Genomic DNA, 19,973 nt, shown 5'->3' on the forward strand with positions numbered 1-19,973 from the left:
CGCCGTCTTCAGGCTGCGTTGGCGGCGTCCGTCGCCGCACGGCGCGCGCCGCCCGATGGAGCATCCAACCGCTCCAGCAGATAGGCCAGATCGTCGCGCGGCGCATCGGGCCTCTGGCTCAGAAAGCGTTCCAGCATCCGCTGACGGAACACATCGCTGCGCAGATGGCCGCCCTCGGCCTGAAGGGCGCGCCATGTGTCGACCCCGGCGCGGAAGGCCTGAAACAGGCGCGGCGGCATCCCCGCCCGGTCATAGATCGCCTTCAGACCCAGCGGCCCCGCATCATGCACCATCAGCCAAGCGCGATGATGCGGCGTGCCCGCCAGCTCGGCCAGCGCGTGCTCAAACAGACCGATCTGTCCCCGCGCCAGCGCACGCAGCAGCAGCGACGGCGTCAGCGCCCGGCGATTGTTCAGACCGACCACAAAGCCGGACAGATCGTCCGCGCCGCACGCCTGATCGATCAGATCCACGGTCGCCCGTTCCCGCGCATGGTCCGACAGCTGGATGGCTGTTTCGGGCGACAGGGCGTGGTGCGTGACCAGATGCTCGCGCACCGTCTCGCTGGCCATGGCGACCAGACGTTCGGTCACCGACAACGGCAGGACCTGACGATAGGCCAGCGCCGAAATCACCTCGGGCGCGTCGCTGAACCGATCCAGCGCGACGCCCAGCGCCGCCTCGGACATGTCGGCGTTGTCGTTGGCGGCCAGGGCGGCCACCGCCTCCTGCCGCCCTTCGGCCGCCAGAACCGTCGCCACATCGCGCGGCACGCGCGGGCGCGAAGCCACCGCCACCTGCCGCAGAGCCGTTCCGGCGCGCACGATCTCGATCAGGTCGTCGTCGGTGAAGGCGGGGCAGCTGTTGATGATGGGCAGGGCCACGCTGTCCACATCCCCGGCCAGTCGACGCGCCGCCTCACGCGGCATGAGGTCCGAAGCCTTCAGCGTCACCGCCACGGCCCGCCGCACCAGTTCCGCCGCATCCAGCGCCAGCACCAGCAGGATCTTCTGCGCCGCCTCGCGCTCGACGTCGTCCAGCGCCATGCGTTCCATGTTGCGGCACAGCTTATGAGCGGCGGCCGCGCGCTCGTCTTCCAGATCAGACTTGATCAGGCGCCGGATGTCGCTTTCCGTCAGTCTGGCGCGGTAGGCGGTCATGGCTCGAAGGCTCACGGCTGGCGAGGAATCAATCGTCACCCGTAGCGTTACATAGTTAACAGCCCCTTAGGAATGAGGCGGAAGCGTGGTCACGCAGGCTTGTCCGGCGGCGGAGCGAATGCGCCGCCGAAGCCGCCGCCCGATCCCTGCCCGTCCTGCCCCAGCAACAGGGCCAGCAGGCCCTGATCCTGCTTCAACCGATCCATGCGCGCGGCCAGCATCCGGTCTTTTTCGCTGAGATCCGGCGCCGCCTTGCCTGAACCCGCGCCCAGAGCGGGCATGGCCTCGCCCGCCGTGCGTTGCAGGTTGGCGTGGACCTCGGCCGCCGTCGCCGCGCGGCCGTTGCGGTAGAAGATCGAACGGTTGGCCGCCGCCGCCTCGGGGAACAGGGCCGCCGCATTGACGTGGGGCCGCGACTGCACCGCCTCCAGCAGCTTGGCCGCGCCCGCCGGGCCTAGAAAGTGCGCGGCGTAAAGATCGCCCGCCCCCGGCTCTCGCCCCGTGCGACCGCGCAGATAGGCGGCGTTCGACGCGGTCAGTTCGCCCGCCATGGTCGAGGCGGCGTGGGGATCGAAACGCAGGTCCAGCACCACATTGCGGGCCGAGCCGCGCACCTGCCAGCGCCCGTCGCCGCCCTGATAGATCAGGTCCGCATACTGGCCATAGCCATGTTTGGCGCCGTGCCGCTTCACCGTGCCCAGCCACGTCTGCTCGATGAACTGAAACAGGCCCGAGGCTGAGGACGTCGGCGCCCGCGCATTCGGGTTCATCGCGCTTTCGCGGCGCGCGGTCTTCATCAGGAAGTCGAAATCCACGCCGGTCGAGGTCGAGGCGCGCCGGATCGCCGCCTCCACGCCGCCGGATGATGGAATCGCTTTCACGGTCATGTGTGAACGGTCGCTAACCTCGGTAAACGAAACCTTAACGCAGCAGCTTCGCCGTTAACAATTCAAAGCGCCACAATAAGGCCGCAACCAAAGCGCGAACTCTGTTCCACGGGCGCTGGGGAGGGCCTGCGACAGGAGGCGCGTAAGTCATGATGATGCGTATCGCCGGGGGCCACGGCGTAGTCAGCCCCCTCGACTTCCAGCAGCGCAAGAAGCCCCTGCCCCGGTGGGTGTGGGCGATGATCGGCGCCTCGGCCCTGGTCCATGTGGGCGCCGGGCTGTGGCTGTATCACCAGCGGTTCGAGCTGGCGGATGCTCCGCCTGCGCCCAGCGAGCCGCCGCCCACCATCATCAATCTGGTCCGGCCGCCGCTGCCGCCCAAGCCGGAAACGCCGCCCAAGGCCTCGCCTGCGCCGACGCCGCCGATCCACCGCCCGACGCAGGTCGCGCCCAGCGATGTCGTCCCTCTGGAGGTTCCGGTCGCGCCGGTCGTCAGCCATGACGCAGGGCCGCTCATCAACCTGACCGAACCGGCGACCGAGCCTTCGACGGGAACGGCAGTCGCGCCCGAACCGCCCAGGCCGGTTCCCGTCATCACCCAGCCCGACTGGGTGCGCAGACCGACGGCCGATCAGCTGATGCGGGCCTACCCCTCGGCGGCCGAGGCGCGCGGGATCGGCGGCGTGGCGGAGCTGTCCTGTCTGGTGCGGGTGGACGGCAGCCTGACCGGCTGTTCGGTCACAGCCGAGACGCCGGGCAATCAGGGCTTCGGCCGGGCGGCGGTCAGCCTGAGCCGCTATTTCCGCCTCAGCCCGCGCACGGTGGACGGTCAGGCCGTCGACGGCGCGCGCGTCACCATGGCGATCCGTTTCGATCCGCCCAAGGACTAAAGAAACCGCGAGGGATGGAGGGTCGGCTCGGCGACGGGCCGGCCCTCTGTCGCGTCGGCGACGACGGCGCCGATCAGCGGCCCCAGCAGCCAGCCGTTGCGGCGCGGCCCCAGCGCGACATGAAGACCCGGCGCGACCTGCCCGGCCATCGGCAGGCCGTCCGGCGTCGTCCCCCGCACGCCTGCGCGCCAATCGATCGTCAGGGGACGCGGCGCCTGCTCCAGCACCTTCCATGCGGCGGCCAGCATGGCTTCACAGCGCGCGGCGTCGGGCGTCACCGAGCGCTCGCCCGGCTCCATCGTCGCCCCGATCACGCTGCCCTCGCCCATCGGCGCGACATAGGCGCCCGGCCCGCGCATGACGTGATCGACCAGCTTCTCGCTCACCAGACCGATCTGGCCGCGAATGGGCGTGATGCAGGCGACCGCAGCGCGCGCCTCAGGCGGCAGGCCGCCCAGCGCCGGGTCAGCGCCGGTAGCCAGAATCACATGATCGCCGCGCACGGCGCCCGCCGCCGTCTCGACCCGCCATCCCTGACCATCGCGTGACGCGCTCTGCGCCCGCGCCTCGATCACCGTCAGCCCCTGGGCCAGCGCCGCCAGCGCCTGAGGCGGATCGACCTTGGCGTCCTCGTGCGTCGTCAGGCAGGCCGAGGCGGCGTCATAGTGATGGTGGAAGCCCAGCGCCTTCATACGCGCCGCCAGTTCAGCGACGTTGCCGCCGCGCCATTCCGCCAGCTCGCCATACAGGCGCACGCCCGTCGGCTCTGCGAAGGCGGGCCACAGATCGCGCGCGCGACGCAGCACCTGCGCCGCCTCAGGCGACAGATCATCGATGGCGCATTCCATGGCGGGCGCGATCATGCCCGCCGCCACGGCCGAGGCGTTGACGCCGCCCGGATCGACCACCGCCACGCGGCGTCCGCGTCGTCTCAGTTCCGCCGCCGCGCACAGGCCCAGCGCGCCCGCGCCGATGACCACAGCGTCGAAGGAAGGTTCGGGAGAATTAAAAAGGGGCACGGGATGTCCTTCGACCTCCCGCGCCCCGATTTCAACCGTTGAAAACGGTCTTTTATTCAGCCGCCAGCTTGGCCGCGCGCGCCTCTTCCAGACGCTTGGTCAGGGCGGCGTGCTGGCCCCACAGGGCCTTGGGCAGACGATCGCCGAACTTCTCGTAGAAGGCGGGGATCAGGGCGGCTTCCTCGGTCCAGACGTCGGCGTCGACGTCCAGCAGGATCTGCAGATCGGCGTCGGTCAGCGTCAGACCCGACAGGTCCAGCGCAGCCTTGGACGGCACGCGGCCGACCGGAGTGTCAACGGCCTCGGCTTGGCCTTCCAGACGCTCGACGATCCACTTCAGCACGCGGGCGTTGTCGCCGAACCCCGGCCAGACGAACTTGCCGTCGTCGTTCTTGCGGAACCAGTTGACGAAGTAGAGACGCGGCAGCTTGGCCGCATCCGTCGTGCGCTGGGCCATCGACAGCCAGTGACCGAAATAGTCGCCCATGTTGTAGCCGCAGAAGGGCAGCATGGCGAACGGGTCGCGGCGCAGCTCGCCGACCTTGTTCTCGGCGGCGGCGGTGCCTTCGGAGGCTACGGTCGAGCCCATGAAGACGCCGTGCTCCCAGTCATAGGCTTCCGTCACCAGCGGCACGGCCGAGGCGCGGCGGCCGCCGAACAGGATGGCGTCGATCGGCACGCCTGCGGGGTCTTCCCACTCAGGCGCGATCGACGGGCACTGACCGGCCCACACGGCGAAGCGCGAGTTCGGGTGCGCCGCAGGCTCGCCCGAGGCCGGGTCGTGCGGCTGGCCCTTCCAGTTGGTCAGGCCTTCCGGCGCGTCCTTCGACAGGCCTTCCCACCAGACGTCGCCGTCGGCGGTCAGGGCGACGTTGGTGAAGATGGTGTCGCGCGTCAGGGTCTCGAGCGCGTTCTTGTTGGTGTTGCGGCTGGTGCCCGGCGCCACGCCGAAGAAGCCCGCTTCCGGGTTCACGGCGTACAGACGGCCGTCTTCGCCGAAGCGCATCCAGGCGATGTCGTCGCCGACCGTCTCGGCCTTCCAGCCGTCCAGCGCCGGTTGCAGCATGGCCAGGTTGGTCTTGCCGCAGGCCGAGGGGAAGGCGGCGGCCACATATTTCGACACGCCCTCGGGGCTGGTCAGCTTGAGGATCAGCATGTGCTCGGCCAGCCACCCCTCGTCGCGGGCCATGATCGAGGCGATGCGCAGGGCGTAGCACTTCTTGCCCAGCAGGGCGTTGCCGCCATAGCCCGAGCCGTAGGACCAGATTTCGCGCGTTTCGGGGAAGTGGACGATCCATTTGTCGTCGTTGCAGGGCCAGGCCACGTCGGCCTGACCTTCGGCCAGCGGGGCGCCCAGTGTGTGAACGGCGGGGACGAAGGCGCCGTCGGCGCCCAGCATGTCCAGCGCGCCCTTGCCCATGCGGGTCATGACGCCCATCGACACGGCGACATAGCCGCTGTCGGTGATCTCGACGCCCAGGGCGGAGATCTTCGAACCCAGCGGGCCCATGCAGAACGGCACCACATACATGGTGCGGCCCTTCATGCAGCCGTCGAACAGGCCGTCCAGACGGGCGCGCATTTCAACCGGATCGGACCAGTTATTGGTCGGACCGGCGTCGGCCTGATCCTGCGAGCAGATGAAGGTGCGGCTCTCGACGCGGGCCACGTCCTTGGGGTCCGAGGCGGCATAGTAGCAGCCGGGGCGCTTGGCCTGATCCAGCTCCTTCAGCGTGCCCTTGCCGATCAGATCGGCGACGATGGCGGACTTCTCGGCGGCCGAGCCGTCGCACCAGTGAACACGGTCCGGCTTGGTCAGGGCGGCGATCTGCTCGACCCAGGCGACGAGGCCCTTGTGTTCGGTGGGCGCCGGATGGAGTCCGGGAATCGATTGCGTCACGTCTTGCTCTCTCCTGAACGGACGCGCGGCGATCTGTCGTCACCGTCACGTCATAAGCTGATCACGCTGTGTAACCGGGCCAATGAACCCCCGCGAACGTAAGGTCAACCGCTGCACGTTTCATTCCCCCGTTATCCGGCTGTCGCGCGCCGGACGCACATTTAAATCGTCAGACGGCGCTGCGCGAGCTATCTCCTTCGGCGTGAAGAGCATGGATTCTGTAAAGTCGACGCCAGACGGTTTTCCGCAAGGCGGCCTGTTCTCGCCGGCCGCAGAACGCAATGGCGCGGCCATACTGCAGGTGCTGCGCGCCCATCTGCCCGCGCGCGGGCGTGTGCTGGAGATCGCCGCCGGATCGGGCCAGCACGCCGCCGCCTTCGCCGCCGCCCTGCCCGGCCTGGACTGGACGCCCAGCGACCCCAGCGCGGACGCCCGCGCCAGCATCGAAGCGTGGCGGGAGCAGACGAACGCCGCAAACCTGCGCGCTGCACAGGCCGTCGACATGCTTGACGAAGCCAGTTGGCCCACGGGCCCGCTGGACGCCATCGTCTGCATCAACATGGTCCACATCAGCCCGTGGTCGGCGGCGCAGGGCCTGATGCGGCTGGCCGAGCGGTCGCTGATGCGCCCCGGCGGCCTGCTTTATCTGTATGGCCCCTATCGCGAGGCCGAGGTACCGCTGGCCCCTTCCAACGCCGCCTTCGATGACAGCCTGAAGGGACGCGACCCGGCATGGGGCCTGCGCGACCGGGGCGAGGTCGAAACGCTCGCCCGGTCGCATGGTCTGGCCCTGACGCTGCGGCGGGCCATGCCCGCCAACAATCTGAGCCTGATCTTCCGCCGGGTTTAGATGGCGGCGACCACCGCCGTCAGTTCGGCGCGGTCGTTCAGCAGGGCGGCCTTGCCGTCGCGGAAGGCCGCGCCCGGCGCATCGGCCGACTGGCCAAAGACTTCAGCCGTCACAGCCACGCCGTCGGCGAAGGCCAGCACCGGCAGGCCTTGCGCCTTGGCCAGGTTCAGCAGCGCCTTGACCTGAACCAGACCGGCTTCATCCGCCACGCCGCCCGGAACAACGACGCCCTGCACGCGGCCGCCGCTGATGTCGTCGGCCGTCGCCGTGGCCAGAACCGTCAGACCGCCCGAAACCAGACTACCGTCGCCGGTCGAGATCGGCGCCAGCGACACGCCTTCAAAGCGCAGAGCGGTCTCCATGTCGCCCAGTTCGCCGAAATCCATGCCCTTGCGCATGATCAGGCCGAAGCGCAGCCGGGTCGGCGCGGGACGATTGCCGTATTGGCGGGAACGAGGGGCGGTCGAGGTCTTGCGTTGAGCGTACAAAACGTCTCCTTCAAAGGTTATCGATCAATATTCGATGACGACTTAAAGATATCGTCACGCCCTTCATGCCGGAATCCGATCAGACACGGCAAACGTCGCAATCCGAATCGATCGGAAGCGAAAGCGTCAAAATCATCAGGGTGACTTCTGATATAGGCTTATGATGCTCAAGGTCAACTTGGCGACGAAAACGTGACCTGATCCATCGCTGCCGAAAATCTGAGCGCGGCCGCGCGGATCACAGCCTTGCCTGAAGGCGCAGGCCCGCCCTACACAGCCGGTCGCATCGCAGAGAGTAGTCAGCCCGGCCATGGCCTTCACCCGCACCTATGACGGCGCCGAACCCGTCCGCATCAACAAATGGCTGGGCCAGACCGGCGTCTGCTCGCGCCGCGAGGCCGAGGGCCTGATCGCCGAGGGGCTGGTCAGCATCGACGGCGAGGTTGTGCGCGACGCGGGCCGCAAGATCGAGCCGGGCCAGACCCTGACCCTGAACGACACGGGCGAGGCGGCGCTGGCGGCGGGCGTCGCCATCCTGCTGCACAAGCCGGTCGGTTATGTCTCGGGCCAGCCCGAGCCGGGCAAGATTCCGGCCGTGCGCCTGCTGACCACGGCCAACAAGATCGGCGACGGCGAGACGCCCGCCCGCGACGCCTCCCTGCCTCCGGTCGGGCGGCTGGACGAGGATTCGCGCGGCCTGCTGATGCTGTCGTCGGACGGTGTGGTGGCCAAGGCGGTGATCGGGCCGCAGTCCGATCTGGACAAGGAATATCTGGTCCGCGTCGCCGGAGTCGTGACCGAGGCCAAACTGACCAAACTGCGCCACGGGCTTGAACTGGACGGCCGCCAGTTGAAGCCCGCCCGCGTCACCCAGATGGAGCCGCAGCGCCTGCGCTTCATTCTGCGCGAAGGCCGCAACCGCCAGATCCGCCGGATGTGCGAACTGGTCGGGCTGGAGGTCGTCGACCTCTATCGCATCCGCATCGGCCCGGTGAAGCTGGGCGACCTGCCGGAAGGCCGCTGGCGGATGCTGACGACGGAAGAACGCGCGGTGCTGATCAAGGGCTGAGCCCTAAATCCCCGCTCATCCCCGCGGAGGCGGGGCCCGAGTAAGAGCCTCGCGCTCCAAGGGCAGCTTTAAGGGCGCTTACGAAGCGAGCCGCTGCGCTTGCAGCCAAAGCACTGGGTCCCCGCCTCCGCGGGGATGAGCGGTAGAGAACTTAGCGCAACGCCTCAAACCACCGCTGCAGCAGAGCCGCTTCGGCGCGGTGAGCGTTGGTGCGGGCAGCCGCCTCCTCGTCCACGCCCCAGCGCTCTTCGGTGAAGGCTTCGTCCAGACGCGACAGGTCCAGCGCCGCCTCGCCCGCCAGCGCCCCGCGCTGCACCGCCAGCCCCAGCACCGCCGAGCCCAACAGCGGAACCGCCGTCGCCAGCCCGGTCAGGGCGAAGTCGTCCATCTCCAGCGCCAGCGCCTCGACCCGCGCCAGAGCCTCCGGCGCCTGCGGCTGGTGGATGATCCCTTCGACCGTGTGCAGTTCGACGCCCAGTTCGCGCGCCGCCCAGTCGCGCCACGGCCCCCATTGCGCCTGCTGGCGTTCGATCAGGCCCGTCGGCGTCTCGGCCAGATAGCAGAGCACGTCCGACCCGGCGTAGCGGGCGATCTCTTCGGCCACAGGTCCGCGCGTCTGGCTGACCCGGTCGATAGCGGTCGAGGCCAGGCGGGTGGCGGGCATAGTCGCGGGCGTCAGATGCTCGCCCTGCGCGTCCCACTCGTCGGCCACGAGGCGAGCCGCCGCCTCGGTCGGCAGGATGATGGCGTTTCCGGCCGGCGTCTTGGGCGCGCGGCCGTCCAGCAGGACAACCCAGCCGCCGTCGCGCGCCTCGACCCCGGCGGCCTTCCAGAAGCGCTTGATGCGCTCCTCGGACTCGCGAAAGCCCTTCTGGGCGGCGACGTTGGGATCAAGCGAAGGAATATGGGACATGCTGAACTTCTAGGCGAAAAGCTTGGTCGAGGCGAAACGATCCAGCGCCGCCTCCAGATCAGGAAAATCGGCGGCGATGTGCAGCGCGCCCGCCGCCGCCTGCTCCTCCACCGTATGGAAACCCCAGCCGACGCCCAGCGGATGCACGCCCGCCGCCACGGCCATTGTGATGTCGTGGCTGGTGTCGCCGATCATGACGGTCGAGGCGATGTCGGCCCCGCAGGCGGTCATGGCGGCGCGCAGCATGGCCGGGTCCGGCTTGCCCGGCCCGTCCTCGGCGCAGTGGCTGGACAGGAACAGATCGCTCCATTCGGGCCGCGCCAGATTGCGGGCCACGCCGCGCCGGTTCTGACCCGTCGCCAGCGACAGCCGCCAGCCGTCGCGCTTCAGCCGCCGCAGCGTCTGCATGACGCCGGGATAGAGCGGCTCTTCATGGCCCGCCTCATACATGGCGCGGAAACTGGCCTGAAAGGCCGCGACGAAGTCGGCCAGTTCGGCATCGGTCAGCGACGGTTCGAGCACATGCAGGGCGTGATGCAGGCTCAGGCCGACGATCTGACGCACCCGATCATATTCTGGCTCGGGCAGGCCCAGCGCCTGCGCCGCCTCGCAGGCCGCGCGATGGATGGAGGCCCGGCTATCGACCAGGGTGCCGTCGATGTCGAAGACGGCGAGCGGAGCATCGGAAGCGATCATATCAGACAGGCACGATATCAAAGGCGACGGACAGGCGCGGCCGGTCGCCGCTGAAAGGCACGGTGCCGTGCCACAGGCAGGACGGGAACAGCACCAGCTTGCCCGGCTGCGGCTTTTCATAGCGCAGCGGCTCCAGCGGCTGCGGCGTCGCGAACGGCGGCTGGGCCAGCGCCAGCCAGCCCTCATGACCGCCCGCCTCGACCACCGGCGGCACGTCGATATAGCAGGCCGAGGAATACCAGCCCTTCGGGTGGATATGATGTTCGTGGAACCCGCCCGGCGCCAGCCGCACGGACCAGCAGCCGCTCAAACGATAATCGCCGGTATTGCGGCGGCGGACCGGATCGCCCCTCTGCCCCAGCCGCGCCAGATGGCGGCGGATCGGCCCGTCGATGGCCGTAAAAAAGGCGCGGATGACCGGGTCGTCGACAAGGGTCAGGTCCACCGGCGTCTGCGTGCCGTGCCGCAGGCTCTGGCCCAGCGGATGGTTCTGATAGGCGTGCTGGGCCAGCAGGGCCGTCTGCAGATCCGCCAGATAGGCGCCCAGATCGCTCCACCCCGGCGGCGTGTCGATGGTCTGGGCGCTGACCAGATTGTCCAGATCATCCAGCCCGAGGGCGTCGGCCTGTCCCTTCACCCGGCTGGCCGTGGCGTGCAGGGCCAGAACCTTCTGATGCGGCGCAGGCGTCGCTGAAAGCTGGTTCAGAATCTCGAAGGCGCCGTCGGCGTCGCCCAGGGCGACCAGAGCCTCGGCCACGCTGATCCACGGATCGAGCGTCTGCGGCGCCAGTTCGGCCGCCTTGCGCGCATGGCCGACCGCCAGCGCCGGATCAAAGGTCAGCGCCAGCTGTCCCGCCGCCAGTTCGACGGTGGCCGAGCGGGCGCCCCCCGCCTGCGCGCGGCGCGTCAGCTCGGTCCACGCCTCGCGCGCATCGCCGCCGCCATACATCAGCACCACGGCCAGACAGGTCAGCAGGTCGCCGTCGCCCGGCGCCGTCGCCAGCGCCTTCAGCACCGGCGCCTTGGCGGCCTCCAGATCGCCGCCGCGCATCCAGATCAGCTGCGCCAGTTCGCGTACCGCCTCTCCATAGGCCGGACGGCGTTCGACTGCGCGGCGATAGGCGTCTTCCGCCTCGTCCAGACGGGCGCAACCGGAAAGCGCGCGCGCCAGCACCAGCCATGTCTCCGGCGCATCGCCGCCGTTGGCGAAGGCCTGACGCGCCGCCTCCACCGCCTCGACATTGCACCCCATGTCGCCCAGCAGGGCCGCCAGATTATGCCGGGCGGCCACGCTTTTCGGCGCCGCCTCGGCCTGTTCGCGCCGGATCGCCAGCGCTTCATCGAAACGCTCCAACGCCTTCAGAAGATCGACCTGAAACGACAGGACGCCTGCCCGTTCATTCGGGGCCGCCTGCTCCAGAACGGCCAGCGCCCCGGCCAGATCTCCCTGAGCCGCCAGAGCCTGAGCGCGCTGCAGCCGCATCTGAACCCCCGGCCCGGTCTTCATCGCATCCGCCGCACGCCTTCGAACAGGTCTTCGTCAGCCTCGTCTTCAGAGAAGCCGAAATGGGCGAAACCGGCCTTCATCTCGGGGCTCAGCGGAGCCTCTACGATCAGCTTGCCGCCGCCGGGGTGGTCCAGCTCGATGCGGCGGGCGTGAAGCTGCAGCTTCAGCGGGCCGGACAGTTCGCGCGACTTGTCGTCGCCGTATTTGGGGTCGCCCAGAATGGGATGGCCGATGGCGGCCATGTGGGCGCGCAACTGGTGCGTCCGACCCGTGAAGGGCCGCAGCGCCACCCATGCCGCCCGGTGGGCGGCGCGGCTGACGGTGGCGAAGGCGGTCTCGGCCGGTTCGCCCTTGGGATCCTTCGGCTCGGCCGGGCGCATCATCTCGAAGTCGTTGATGCCGGTCTTCTTCAGCGCCATGTCGATCTGACCGGCCGAGGGCTTGGGGTTGCCGATGACAATGGCCCAATAGGTCTTCTTGGCCTGACGCCGGGCGAAGGCCCCGGCCAGCCGCTTGGCCGCCTCCGGCCCCTTGCCCAGCAGCAGCACGCCCGAGGTGTCGCGGTCCAGACGGTGAACCAGACGCGGCCGGTCCATCCCCTCGCCCCAGGCCGACAGCAGGCGGTCGACGTGTTTGGTCGTCTTGGTGCCGCCCTGCACGGCCAGGCCATGCGGCTTGTTCAAAGCGATGACCATGTGATCTTCGTACAGCACCAGCGACTTGGCGTAGGCGATGTCGCGCTCGGTCAGTTCATGCAGGTCGCCGGGCTTGCGCGGATTGGCCTCGGGCAGCGGCGGCACGCGCACGGCGGCGCCCGCGGTCAGACGGTCCTGCGGCTTGACGCGCGAGCCGTCGACGCGGATCTGGCCGCTGCGGGCCATCTTCTCGACCTGGATGTGGGTCAGGTGCGGCCAGCGGCGCTTGAACCAGCGATCAAGACGGATGTCGTCTTCATCCTCGGCGACATAGAGGGTCTGGACTTCGCGGCTCATGCGCCCACTCCGATAAACAGTTTGCGCGCGATCATCAGGCCGACGAACAGGGCGGCGATGGCGAGAACCACCGAACCCGCCGCATAAACGAAAGCCGAGACGATTTCACGGCGTTCGATCATCAGGGCCGCTTCCAGTGAAAAGGCCGAAAAAGTCGTGAAGCCGCCCAGCACGCCCACGGCGGCGAACAGGCGGATGTTTTCCTGCCCCGCGCCCGCCTTCAACGCCAGCCAGCCCGCCAGCAGCCCCATCAGAAAGCCGCCCGCGACATTGGCCGTCAGCGTCGCCCACGGCCAGGCCGCGCCGGGCGCCAGACGGCCCACGGCCAAGCCTAGCCCATAGCGCGCCATGGCCCCGAGGCCGCCGCCGATCGCAACCAGCAAGAAACGTGTCATGCTGGCGGCATATACTGTTCCGACCTCATTTGCGAAGGCCGCCATGCACGACCTTGTCCTCGCCATCCTGCATCATCTGCTGTTCCTTGGCCTGATCGTCATGCTGGCGTCGGAGCTGGCGCTGCTGCGCACGCCCGAACTGCCGGTGAATCGGCTGGCCGGACTGGACGCGGGCTATGGCGTCACGGCCCTGCTCATCATCCTAATCGGGGTCGGACGAGTGATGGGCGGCAAGGGCTGGGCCTTCTATGAAGCCAACCCCTTCTTCTGGGCCAAGATCGCGACCTTCGCCCTGATCGGCCTGATCTCGATCCGGCCGACGCTGATGATCCTGAAATGGCGCAAGGCGGCGAAGAGCGCCCCCGACTATGCCCCGCCGCAGGCCGAACTGGCCGCCGCCCGACGCGCGATCGGACTAGAGATCGGTCTGCTGGTTCCGCTGTTGGCCTTCGCAGCGGCGATGGCGCGCTGGCCGTTCTAGGACCTACAGCCGTTCTAGGACCTACAGGCGCGGGCGGATCGAATCCTGAACCCCGCGCGCGTCATGGGCGCCGGGGCGATCCGGGCGCTGGCCGCGGCCCATGACGACCTCCAGCGTGGTCGAGGTCGGCTGTGGCCCGCTGAGGTCGAAGCCCAGCCCGACGCCGACGCCTGACGTCGACCAGCCGCCGTAACGACCCGAACTGGCGCCGACCGAGACGCTGGGACGGACGCCGCCTGCGCTGTCGGGGCGGCCGTCGATCCAGCGCTGCGTGATCTCGAACCAGTCATAGCCCTGCTCGGTCGTCAGCTGGGCGGCGCGGAACAGGGCCATGTCGGCCACCGGCCCGGGCGCGCCGACGCCCTTATAGGTGACGCGGAAGCGGTCGCGCTCGATCCTCTGGTCGGAATAGCCCTGACCGTTCGGCCCCATCTGCTGGCCATAGGGCGCCAGGCTGGCACAGGCCGTCAGGGCCAGGGCCGAGGCGGCGATGGTGATAGAGGCGAGGCGTTTCATGCGCATGGCTCCCACGCCCGAACAGCGCACGGGCAAAGTCCATTGTTCTGCGACGAAGCTGAACGGGGGATGAAGCGGCTACAGGCCCGCCGCCGTCCGCAGGGCCGCGAAATCATCCGGCTCCGGCGCTTCGACCGTCACACGGCCGCCGTCGGGATGGGGAAAGCTGAGTTTCGCCGCGTGAAGCATCAGGCGCGGCGCCGCCCGTCCGGCGAAGGTCAGGGCGCCGCCATAGCGGACATCGCCGACCAGAGGGCGACCGATAGAGGCCATGTGGACCCGAAGCTGGTGCATCCGCCCCGTCTCCGGCGACAGTTCGACCACCGCTCCGTCCTCGCCAGAGGCCAGTGTGCGATAGCTGCTGGCCGCGCCCTGCGCGCCCGGCGCATCGAAATCCACGACCCGCATATAGCTTTCACGGCCGATCTCTTCGCGCCGCAAGGCCGAGGTGATGCGGCCCGATTTCGGCTCGGGCGCGGCCGCGACCAAGGCCAGATAGGTCTTCTGGAACTTGCGCATCTGCATCGCCTTGCCGAAGAAACCAGCTGCGGGCTTGGTCTTGGCGGCCAGAATGACGCCAGACGTGTCGCGGTCCAGTCGATGCACCAGTTCCGGCCGCTTGCCGTTCGATCGGGCGAAGGCCCACAGCAGATCGTCCAGCGTGTGCGCCTGAATGCGTCCGCCCTGACTGGAGAGGCCCGACGGCTTGTTGAAGGCGATCAGATGCGCGTCTTCATGCACCACCCACGAACGGACGGCGGCGATTTCATCTTCGGTCAGGGAAACAGGCTGGCGGGTCTTCACCCGCCGAGCCTTTAGCCGAGCCCGCCCCGCTTCGCCATGCCCATCAGGCTTTGTGCGATCAGCGGATCAGGCCCTTGCGACGGGCCCAGTGCGCATAGACGATCTGCACGACGAAAACGGCGGCGACCGCCACGACAGAGGCCACGCCCGCCGCGCCCAGCACCTCACGCCCATTGCTGAGCGCCAGCACATGAACGGCGTAGGCCAGCATGGCGATCAGCCCGGCGACGAGGGCGTTGAACGCCAGCTTGCGCCGCAGCAACAGCATCAGCGCGCCCAGCAGGCCGCACCACACCGCCACGCCATAGGCGACATCCGTCCACATCGGCGCCGAGCGCAGATAGAAGACCTGCTCCATCGTCAGGGCGCTCCAATAGGCCGCCGCGCCGGTCACCTTCTGATACCACTGCCAGACGCCGACGCCGTTCCAGACCACCGACGCCGCCCCGATGGCCCACAGATGCCACGGCGCCGCCGGGCGCTTTGAAATATCGACCATCGCTTTGTCCCCCAGGGCGTCCAGAGCCGACACCTACGCCGGAACAGGTCGATGCAACAAGGGCCTGCCCCTACGCCTTGTCCGCCTGCGCCCGCCCCCGCATGGCGGCCCAGCGTTCCAGACGCGCCTTGACCTTCTCCTCATGCCCCTCGCCCTTGGGTTTGTAGAAGGTGCGGCGCTCCATCTCGTCGGGAAAGAAGTCGGCGCCGGAAAAGCCTTCGGGCGTGTCGGGGTCGTATTGATAGCCCTTGCCGTAGCCGAGCTGCTTCATCAGCTTGGTCGGGGCGTTGCGGATATGGGCGGGCGGCATCAGGGAGCCGGTCTCGTGCGCCGCCTTCTTCGCCGCCTTAAAGGCTTCATAGACGCCGACCGACTTGGGCGCCGTGGCCAGATGGACGACGGCCTGAGCCAACGCCAGCTCCCCCTCCGGCGAGCCGAGGAAGTCGTAGGTATCCTTGGCCGCGTTGGCGACCAGGATGGACAGGGGGTCGGCCTGACCGATGTCCTCGACCGCCATGCGTACAATGCGCCGCGCCAGATACAGCGGGTCTTCGCCCCCGTTCAGCATCCGCGCCAGCCAGTAGAGCGCCGCGTCCGGGTCCGATCCGCGCACCGACTTATGTAGGGCCGAGATGAGGTTGTAGTGCTCTTCGCGTGACTTGTCGTAGGCGGGGGCGCGCTTCTGAAGCACGCCCGCCAGCGCCTGCACGTCCAGCGGTTCGACGTCCTGCAGGTCGAACAGCACCTCGGACATGGTCAGCAGATAACGGCCGTCGCCGTCCGCCAGCGCCAGCATGGCCTGACGCGCCTCGGGCGTCAGCGGCAGGGGCTTGCCCATCAGCGCCTCGGCCCGATCCAGCAGCAGATCCAGCGAAGCGTCGTCCAGGCGCTTCAGCACATAGACCTGAGAGCGCGACAGCAGGGCGCCGTTCAGCTCGAAGCTGGGGTTTTCCGTCGTGGCGCCGACCAGGGTGACGATCCCCTCCTCGACGAAGGGCAGGAAGCCGTCCTGCTGGGCGCGGTTGAAACGGTGGATCTCGTCGACGAACAGCAGGGTCTGCTGGCCCGCCGCCCGGCGCATCCGCGCGGCCTCAAACGCCTTCTTCAAATCGGCGACGCCCGAGAAGACGGCGCTGATCGACTGGTATTCATAGCCCGCCGCCTTGGCCAGCAGGCGGGCGATCGTGGTCTTGCCCGTCCCCGGCGGCCCCCACAGGATCATGGAGCCAAGGCGCCCGGCCTCGATCATGCGGCGGATGGGGCCGCCCTCGCCCAACAGATGGTCCTGCCCCACCACCTGATCCAGCGCCTGCGGGCGCAGACGGTCGGCCAGAGGGGCGTCGGGCGGGTGGATGCCGGAGGCTTCGAACAAATCAGTCATGGAACGCTCTAGATAGGCGTTCGTTCGGGCGACTGCACCCGATAGAATGCCTCCAAGGAGGAATCGCATGACAGACGCCAAGGCTGAACAGGGACCGCGCGGCGGGGTGACGCCCCACCTGATCATTCCCTCACGCGGGGCCGCTGCGGCGGTCGAATTCTACGCCCGCGCCTTCGGGGCCGAGGAAGTCATGCGCACCCCCGCCGAGGATGGCGAGCGGTTGCTGCACGTCCATCTGCGCATCAATGGCGCCAGCGTGATGCTGGCCGACGAATTCCCCGAGTGGACGGGCGAGGCGGATATCAAGCCGACCGGCGTCAGCCTGCACCTTCAGGTCGACGACGCCGACGACTGGTGGGGCCGCGCCCTGGTCAACGGCGCCGTGCCGGTCATGCCGCTGGAGGATCAGTTCTGGGGCGACCGCTACGGCCAGCTCCGCGACCCGTTCGGCCACCTGTGGAGCATCGGCGGGCCGAAGAAGGGGTAAAACCCCGCCGCCACCGTCATCAGAAAAAGAGTGCAACCCTCTCCCTCCCCTTCATGGGGAGGGTGGTCGCGCAGCGACCGGGTGGGGAGGGCCAGGTGATCCTAGCCTCGGCGTCTGAATAGCCTCGCCGCCCCCACCCGGCTTCGGCTTCGCCTCAGCCACCCTCCCCGGGACGGGGAGGGAGAAACGCGGCGTCTGTTTCCTACGGCAACCGCCCCGTCAACCGACGCCCATTACGGATGATCGTCAGCTCAGACCCCCGCTGCGCGCCGCCCAGGGCGGCGACCGTGGTGACGGCGCGACCGTTCATCTGCACGATCAGATCATTGGGGCGCAGGCCGATGCGCGCGGGGACGCTGTTGCGCTGCAGCCCCGTCACCACCACGCCGCTGGTGAAGGGATCGCCGCCCAGCCGGTCAGCCAGCGCCGGGTTCAGCGCCACGCCCTGAAGACCGGCCAGAGAGCCCTGACCCACGACCGTCCCCTGCCCCGGATCCGCATCGCCCGGCAGGGCCGAGACGCGCGCGTTCAACGTCTGGCTGCGGCCATCGCGCAACACCGTCACGGCGACGGAGGCGTTCGGCGACTTGGTGCCGACACGGAAGTTCAGACCGCCCTGATCATTGACCTCGGCGCCGTCGATGGCGGTGATGACGTCGCCCTGCTGGATGCCCGCACGGGCGCCCGGCCCTCCGGCGTAGACGTCCGTGACCATCAGGCCCTGCGGCCGCTCCAGCCCCAGACTGCGGGCGATGTCGGCGCTGACGGTGTCGCCCTTGACGCCCAGCCAGGCGCGCTCGACCGACTTGGCGCCGCCGACAGCGGAATCCACCACCCGACGCACCATGCTGGCCGGAACGGCGAAGCCCACGCCGCTGGACGAACCCGTGCGCGAGAAGATGGCCGTGTTGATGCCGATCAGTTCGCCGTCCATGTCGACCAGGGCGCCGCCCGAGTTACCGGGATTGATCGGAGCGTCCGTCTGGATGAAGGAGCCGGAATCGCTGATGCCTGTCTCGGTCCGGTTCAGGGCCGAGATGATGCCGTTGGTCACCGTCTGGCCCACGCCGAACGGATTGCCGATGGCCAGCACCAGATCGCCGACCTGCTGCTGCTCCTGATCGTCGATGCGCAGCACCGGCAGGTCGCCGTCCAGATTTTCAAGCTGCAGCACGGCGATGTCGGACCGCTCGTCGGCCAACAGAACCTTGGCCGGGTATTCGCGCCGGTCGTTCAGGGTGACGCGGATTTCCTGCATGTTCTGGATGACGTGATTGTTGGTCACCACGATGCCGTCCGGCCGCACGATGACGCCCGAACCGATCGAGCCGGTCACCCGCGCCTGCGGCCCGCCGCCGAACAGTTCAAAGAAGGGATCGCGCACCCGCTGGATGCCCCGGGCCGAGATATTGACCACGGCGGGCGCGGCCTTCTGCACCACGGGAGCGAAGCTGGTCTTCAGGGTTCCGGCGTCGCGCGGCGCCACGCGCGGCTGCTCGGCGAAGACGCCTTCCTGCGCCTTGGAAGGTTGGGGCTGGCCGCAGGCGGACAGGATCAGGGCGGCGGCGATGGCCAGTCTGGAAGTCTTCATCTCGTCCCGGTTTCAAAAGCTTGGGCATTATGGCCCATTCCGCCCCGGCTTTTCGACAGGATCAAGGCCGGTGTTCGGCCACAATGGCGTCTGGGGCGCAGCAGCGATCAAACGGGCGTGAACCCGGCGCGTTCCGTCCACGGACCGAAGGCGTCGGGTTCGGCGCGCCTGCCCTCAGCGCTGCATCACCGGCAGGGTGTCATTCGGATCGCCATCGCCGCGCGGCGCCGAAACGCCCAGCAGCCGCGCGAGGAAGGGCTGGACGTCGACACTGTCCAGATTCTGCAACCGCCGACCGGCCACGACGCCCGGTCCGTGGGCGATGAAGACGGCCTGCATTTCGGGCGCGGCGTTGTCATAGCCGTGGGCGCCGCCCGGCTTGGTGGGGATACGGTCGCGCGTCGACAGCAGCCAGCCCGGCTCAGAGGCGCAGACGATGGCCGAGACGCGCGGGTTTGAACCCAGCACCAGACGCGCCGGAATCTCGCTCTTGCGCCAGCAGTCCAGATGCGGACGCGAGCCCAGCAGGGCCTGCTCCACCTCGGCCTCCCGCCCCGCGACGGGGTTCAGGAAGGTGACCGGGCCGCCATAGATGATCTGCACCGCCGCCGGGTCGATGATGTCATCCAGCACCGTCACCCGATCGGGCGAAGTCGCCGCCATGCCGTGATCCGACACCACGACCAGAATGGTGTTGTCATACACGCCCCGCGCCTTCAGCCCGTCGATCAGGCGGCCGATGGAGGCGTCGACCGAGCGTGCGGCCTCTACCGTCTGGGTCGCGTCCGGGCCGTGGTGGTGGCCCATGGTGTCGACGATGTCGAAATAGAGAGTGGTCAGCACCGGGCGCTGGCCGACCGGCAGGTCCAGCCACTGAAGCACCTGATCCACGCGCGCGTCGCCGGGCATCGACTGGTCGAACGGCTTCCAGTAGCTGGGGCGCACCCCGCGAATATCGGCCTCGGACCCCGGCCAGAACATGGTGGCGGTCTTGACGCCCTGCCGCTCGGCCGAGACCCAGATCGGCTCGCCCTGATCCCACCAGCGCCGGTCGGTGACCGCCTGTTTATTCCCGAGCGAGAAGCGGCCCAGTTCGGCGTCGACCATATTGTTGCCGACGATGCCGTGGTGATCAGGATGCAGGCCCGTGACGAGGGTGTAGTGGTTGGGGAAGGTCACGCTGGGGAAGGACGGCTTCATGGGCCCCGACGCGCCCTCGGCCGCCAGCCGCGACAGCACCGGCGTCACGCCGCGCTCCAGATAGTCCGGCCGGAAACCGTCGATCGAGATCAGGATGACGTTCTGCCCCTGCGCCTGAAGCGGCTCGACCCGCGAGGCGGGCGCGGTGGCGGCGCACGCGCTAACGGCCAGCGTCAGGGCGGCGGCGCGCGCCAGACCGAACAGGCGATCAAACATGAAGGGCTCTCGAAAACGGCTTTACGGATCCT

Annotated in this window: 21 protein-coding genes; 5 read left to right on the plus strand and 16 right to left on the minus strand. The window is 68.6% G+C overall.

The features are described 5' to 3' along the window. Positions 1 to 8: 8 nt before the first annotated feature. The gene (locus ABE454_RS10655) at positions 9 to 1,160 is read right to left on the minus strand and encodes a DUF2336 domain-containing protein (RefSeq protein WP_346531536.1); all 1,152 of its coding nucleotides are present in this window, start codon (positions 1,158 to 1,160) and stop codon (positions 9 to 11) included. An 89-nt stretch (positions 1,161 to 1,249) separates the two neighbouring features. After that, entirely contained in the window at positions 1,250 to 2,047 is a 798-nt protein-coding gene (locus tag ABE454_RS10660) for a transglycosylase SLT domain-containing protein (RefSeq protein ID WP_346531538.1), read from the minus strand. 149 nt (positions 2,048 to 2,196) lie between these two features. Between ABE454_RS10660 and ABE454_RS10665 the strand changes: the two genes are divergently transcribed. Next, positions 2,197 to 2,937 (plus strand): energy transducer TonB family protein, encoded by a 741-nt coding sequence (locus ABE454_RS10665; RefSeq protein ID WP_346531540.1) that lies wholly within the window; start codon positions 2,197 to 2,199, stop codon positions 2,935 to 2,937. Here the strand turns inward: ABE454_RS10665 and ABE454_RS10670 are convergent. Next, on the minus strand, positions 2,934 to 3,956 hold the full coding sequence (locus ABE454_RS10670) for an NAD(P)/FAD-dependent oxidoreductase (RefSeq protein WP_346531542.1): 1,023 nt from the start codon (positions 3,954 to 3,956) through the stop codon (positions 2,934 to 2,936). The genes ABE454_RS10665 and ABE454_RS10670 overlap by 4 nt on opposite strands. Before the next feature lie 52 nt (positions 3,957 to 4,008). Further along, a complete protein-coding gene (locus tag ABE454_RS10675) occupies positions 4,009 to 5,856 on the minus strand; it encodes a phosphoenolpyruvate carboxykinase (GTP) (RefSeq protein ID WP_346531544.1) in 1,848 nt (615 codons plus the stop codon). A 211-nt stretch (positions 5,857 to 6,067) separates the two neighbouring features. Here ABE454_RS10675 and ABE454_RS10680 point away from each other — a divergent pair, with 211 nt between their 5' ends. Then, positions 6,068 to 6,706, plus strand: a complete 639-nt coding sequence (locus tag ABE454_RS10680) for a DUF938 domain-containing protein (RefSeq protein WP_346531545.1) — start codon at positions 6,068 to 6,070, stop codon at positions 6,704 to 6,706. Here the strand turns inward: ABE454_RS10680 and ABE454_RS10685 are convergent. After that, positions 6,703 to 7,194: a hypothetical protein gene (locus tag ABE454_RS10685; RefSeq protein ID WP_346531547.1), complete on the minus strand. Its 492-nt coding sequence runs from the start codon at positions 7,192 to 7,194 to the stop codon at positions 6,703 to 6,705. The two genes, ABE454_RS10680 and ABE454_RS10685, sit on opposite strands and share 4 nt — an antisense overlap. Positions 7,195 to 7,504: 310 nt before the next feature. On the opposite strand from ABE454_RS10685, the gene ABE454_RS10690 reads away from it, so the two are divergent. Next, entirely contained in the window at positions 7,505 to 8,263 is a 759-nt protein-coding gene (locus ABE454_RS10690; RefSeq protein WP_346531549.1) for a pseudouridine synthase, read from the plus strand. 151 nt (positions 8,264 to 8,414) lie between these two features. On the opposite strand, the gene ABE454_RS10695 is transcribed toward ABE454_RS10690, so the two are convergent. The 5 genes from ABE454_RS10695 to crcB are packed head-to-tail and all read right to left on the minus strand — an operon-like array spanning position 8,415 to position 12,766. Next, positions 8,415 to 9,176 carry an ATP12 family chaperone protein gene (locus ABE454_RS10695; protein WP_346531550.1) on the minus strand — a complete coding sequence of 254 codons (762 nt, stop codon included), beginning with the start codon at positions 9,174 to 9,176 and terminating at the stop codon, positions 8,415 to 8,417. 9 nt (positions 9,177 to 9,185) lie between these two features. Continuing rightward, positions 9,186 to 9,872, minus strand: coding sequence for an HAD-IA family hydrolase (locus ABE454_RS10700; protein WP_346531552.1), 687 nt, complete (start codon positions 9,870 to 9,872; stop codon positions 9,186 to 9,188). A gap of 1 nt (position 9,873) precedes the next feature. After that, a complete protein-coding gene (locus ABE454_RS10705) occupies positions 9,874 to 11,379 on the minus strand; it encodes a putative 2OG-Fe(II) oxygenase (protein ID WP_346531554.1) in 1,506 nt (501 codons plus the stop codon). Next, positions 11,376 to 12,371: an RluA family pseudouridine synthase gene (locus tag ABE454_RS10710; protein WP_346531556.1), complete on the minus strand. Its 996-nt coding sequence runs from the start codon at positions 12,369 to 12,371 to the stop codon at positions 11,376 to 11,378. Before ABE454_RS10710 ends, ABE454_RS10705 begins: the two co-directional genes overlap by 4 nt. Then, the gene (gene crcB / locus ABE454_RS10715) at positions 12,368 to 12,766 is read right to left on the minus strand and encodes a fluoride efflux transporter CrcB (RefSeq protein WP_346531557.1); all 399 of its coding nucleotides are present in this window, start codon (positions 12,764 to 12,766) and stop codon (positions 12,368 to 12,370) included. Before crcB ends, ABE454_RS10710 begins: the two co-directional genes overlap by 4 nt. Positions 12,767 to 12,809: 43 nt before the next feature. On the opposite strand from crcB, the gene ABE454_RS10720 reads away from it, so the two are divergent. Next, the gene (locus ABE454_RS10720; RefSeq protein ID WP_346531559.1) at positions 12,810 to 13,247 is read left to right on the plus strand and encodes a DUF2214 family protein; all 438 of its coding nucleotides are present in this window, start codon (positions 12,810 to 12,812) and stop codon (positions 13,245 to 13,247) included. Between the two features lie 21 nt (positions 13,248 to 13,268). On the opposite strand, the gene ABE454_RS10725 is transcribed toward ABE454_RS10720, so the two are convergent. The 4 genes from ABE454_RS10725 to ABE454_RS10740 all read right to left on the minus strand — a co-directional run bounded on the left by ABE454_RS10725 (position 13,269) and on the right by ABE454_RS10740 (position 16,447). Further along, positions 13,269 to 13,763, minus strand: coding sequence for a CC0125/CC1285 family lipoprotein (locus ABE454_RS10725; RefSeq protein WP_346531561.1), 495 nt, complete (start codon positions 13,761 to 13,763; stop codon positions 13,269 to 13,271). Positions 13,764 to 13,841: 78 nt separating this feature from the next. Then, positions 13,842 to 14,567: an RluA family pseudouridine synthase gene (locus tag ABE454_RS10730; protein ID WP_346531563.1), complete on the minus strand. Its 726-nt coding sequence runs from the start codon at positions 14,565 to 14,567 to the stop codon at positions 13,842 to 13,844. A 58-nt stretch (positions 14,568 to 14,625) separates the two neighbouring features. Beyond that, on the minus strand, positions 14,626 to 15,066 hold the full coding sequence (locus tag ABE454_RS10735) for a hypothetical protein (protein ID WP_346531565.1): 441 nt from the start codon (positions 15,064 to 15,066) through the stop codon (positions 14,626 to 14,628). A 70-nt stretch (positions 15,067 to 15,136) separates the two neighbouring features. Then, positions 15,137 to 16,447, minus strand: a complete 1,311-nt coding sequence (locus ABE454_RS10740; RefSeq protein WP_346531566.1) for a replication-associated recombination protein A — start codon at positions 16,445 to 16,447, stop codon at positions 15,137 to 15,139. Positions 16,448 to 16,514: 67 nt separating this feature from the next. Between ABE454_RS10740 and ABE454_RS10745 the strand changes: the two genes are divergently transcribed. Beyond that, complete coding sequence (locus ABE454_RS10745) at positions 16,515 to 16,934, plus strand: VOC family protein (RefSeq protein WP_346531568.1); 420 nt, start codon at positions 16,515 to 16,517, stop codon at positions 16,932 to 16,934. A gap of 202 nt (positions 16,935 to 17,136) precedes the next feature. Here ABE454_RS10745 and ABE454_RS10750 read toward each other — a convergent pair whose 3' ends face one another. Continuing rightward, positions 17,137 to 18,525: a Do family serine endopeptidase gene (locus ABE454_RS10750; RefSeq protein ID WP_346531570.1), complete on the minus strand. Its 1,389-nt coding sequence runs from the start codon at positions 18,523 to 18,525 to the stop codon at positions 17,137 to 17,139. A 174-nt stretch (positions 18,526 to 18,699) separates the two neighbouring features. After that, a complete protein-coding gene (locus ABE454_RS10755; protein WP_346531571.1) occupies positions 18,700 to 19,941 on the minus strand; it encodes an ectonucleotide pyrophosphatase/phosphodiesterase in 1,242 nt (413 codons plus the stop codon). Between the last annotated feature and the right edge of the window lie 32 nt (positions 19,942 to 19,973).

Origin of the sequence: Brevundimonas diminuta (assembly GCF_039673845.1) — a bacterium.
Classification (GTDB): Bacteria; Pseudomonadota; Alphaproteobacteria; order Caulobacterales; family Caulobacteraceae; genus Brevundimonas; species Brevundimonas diminuta_E.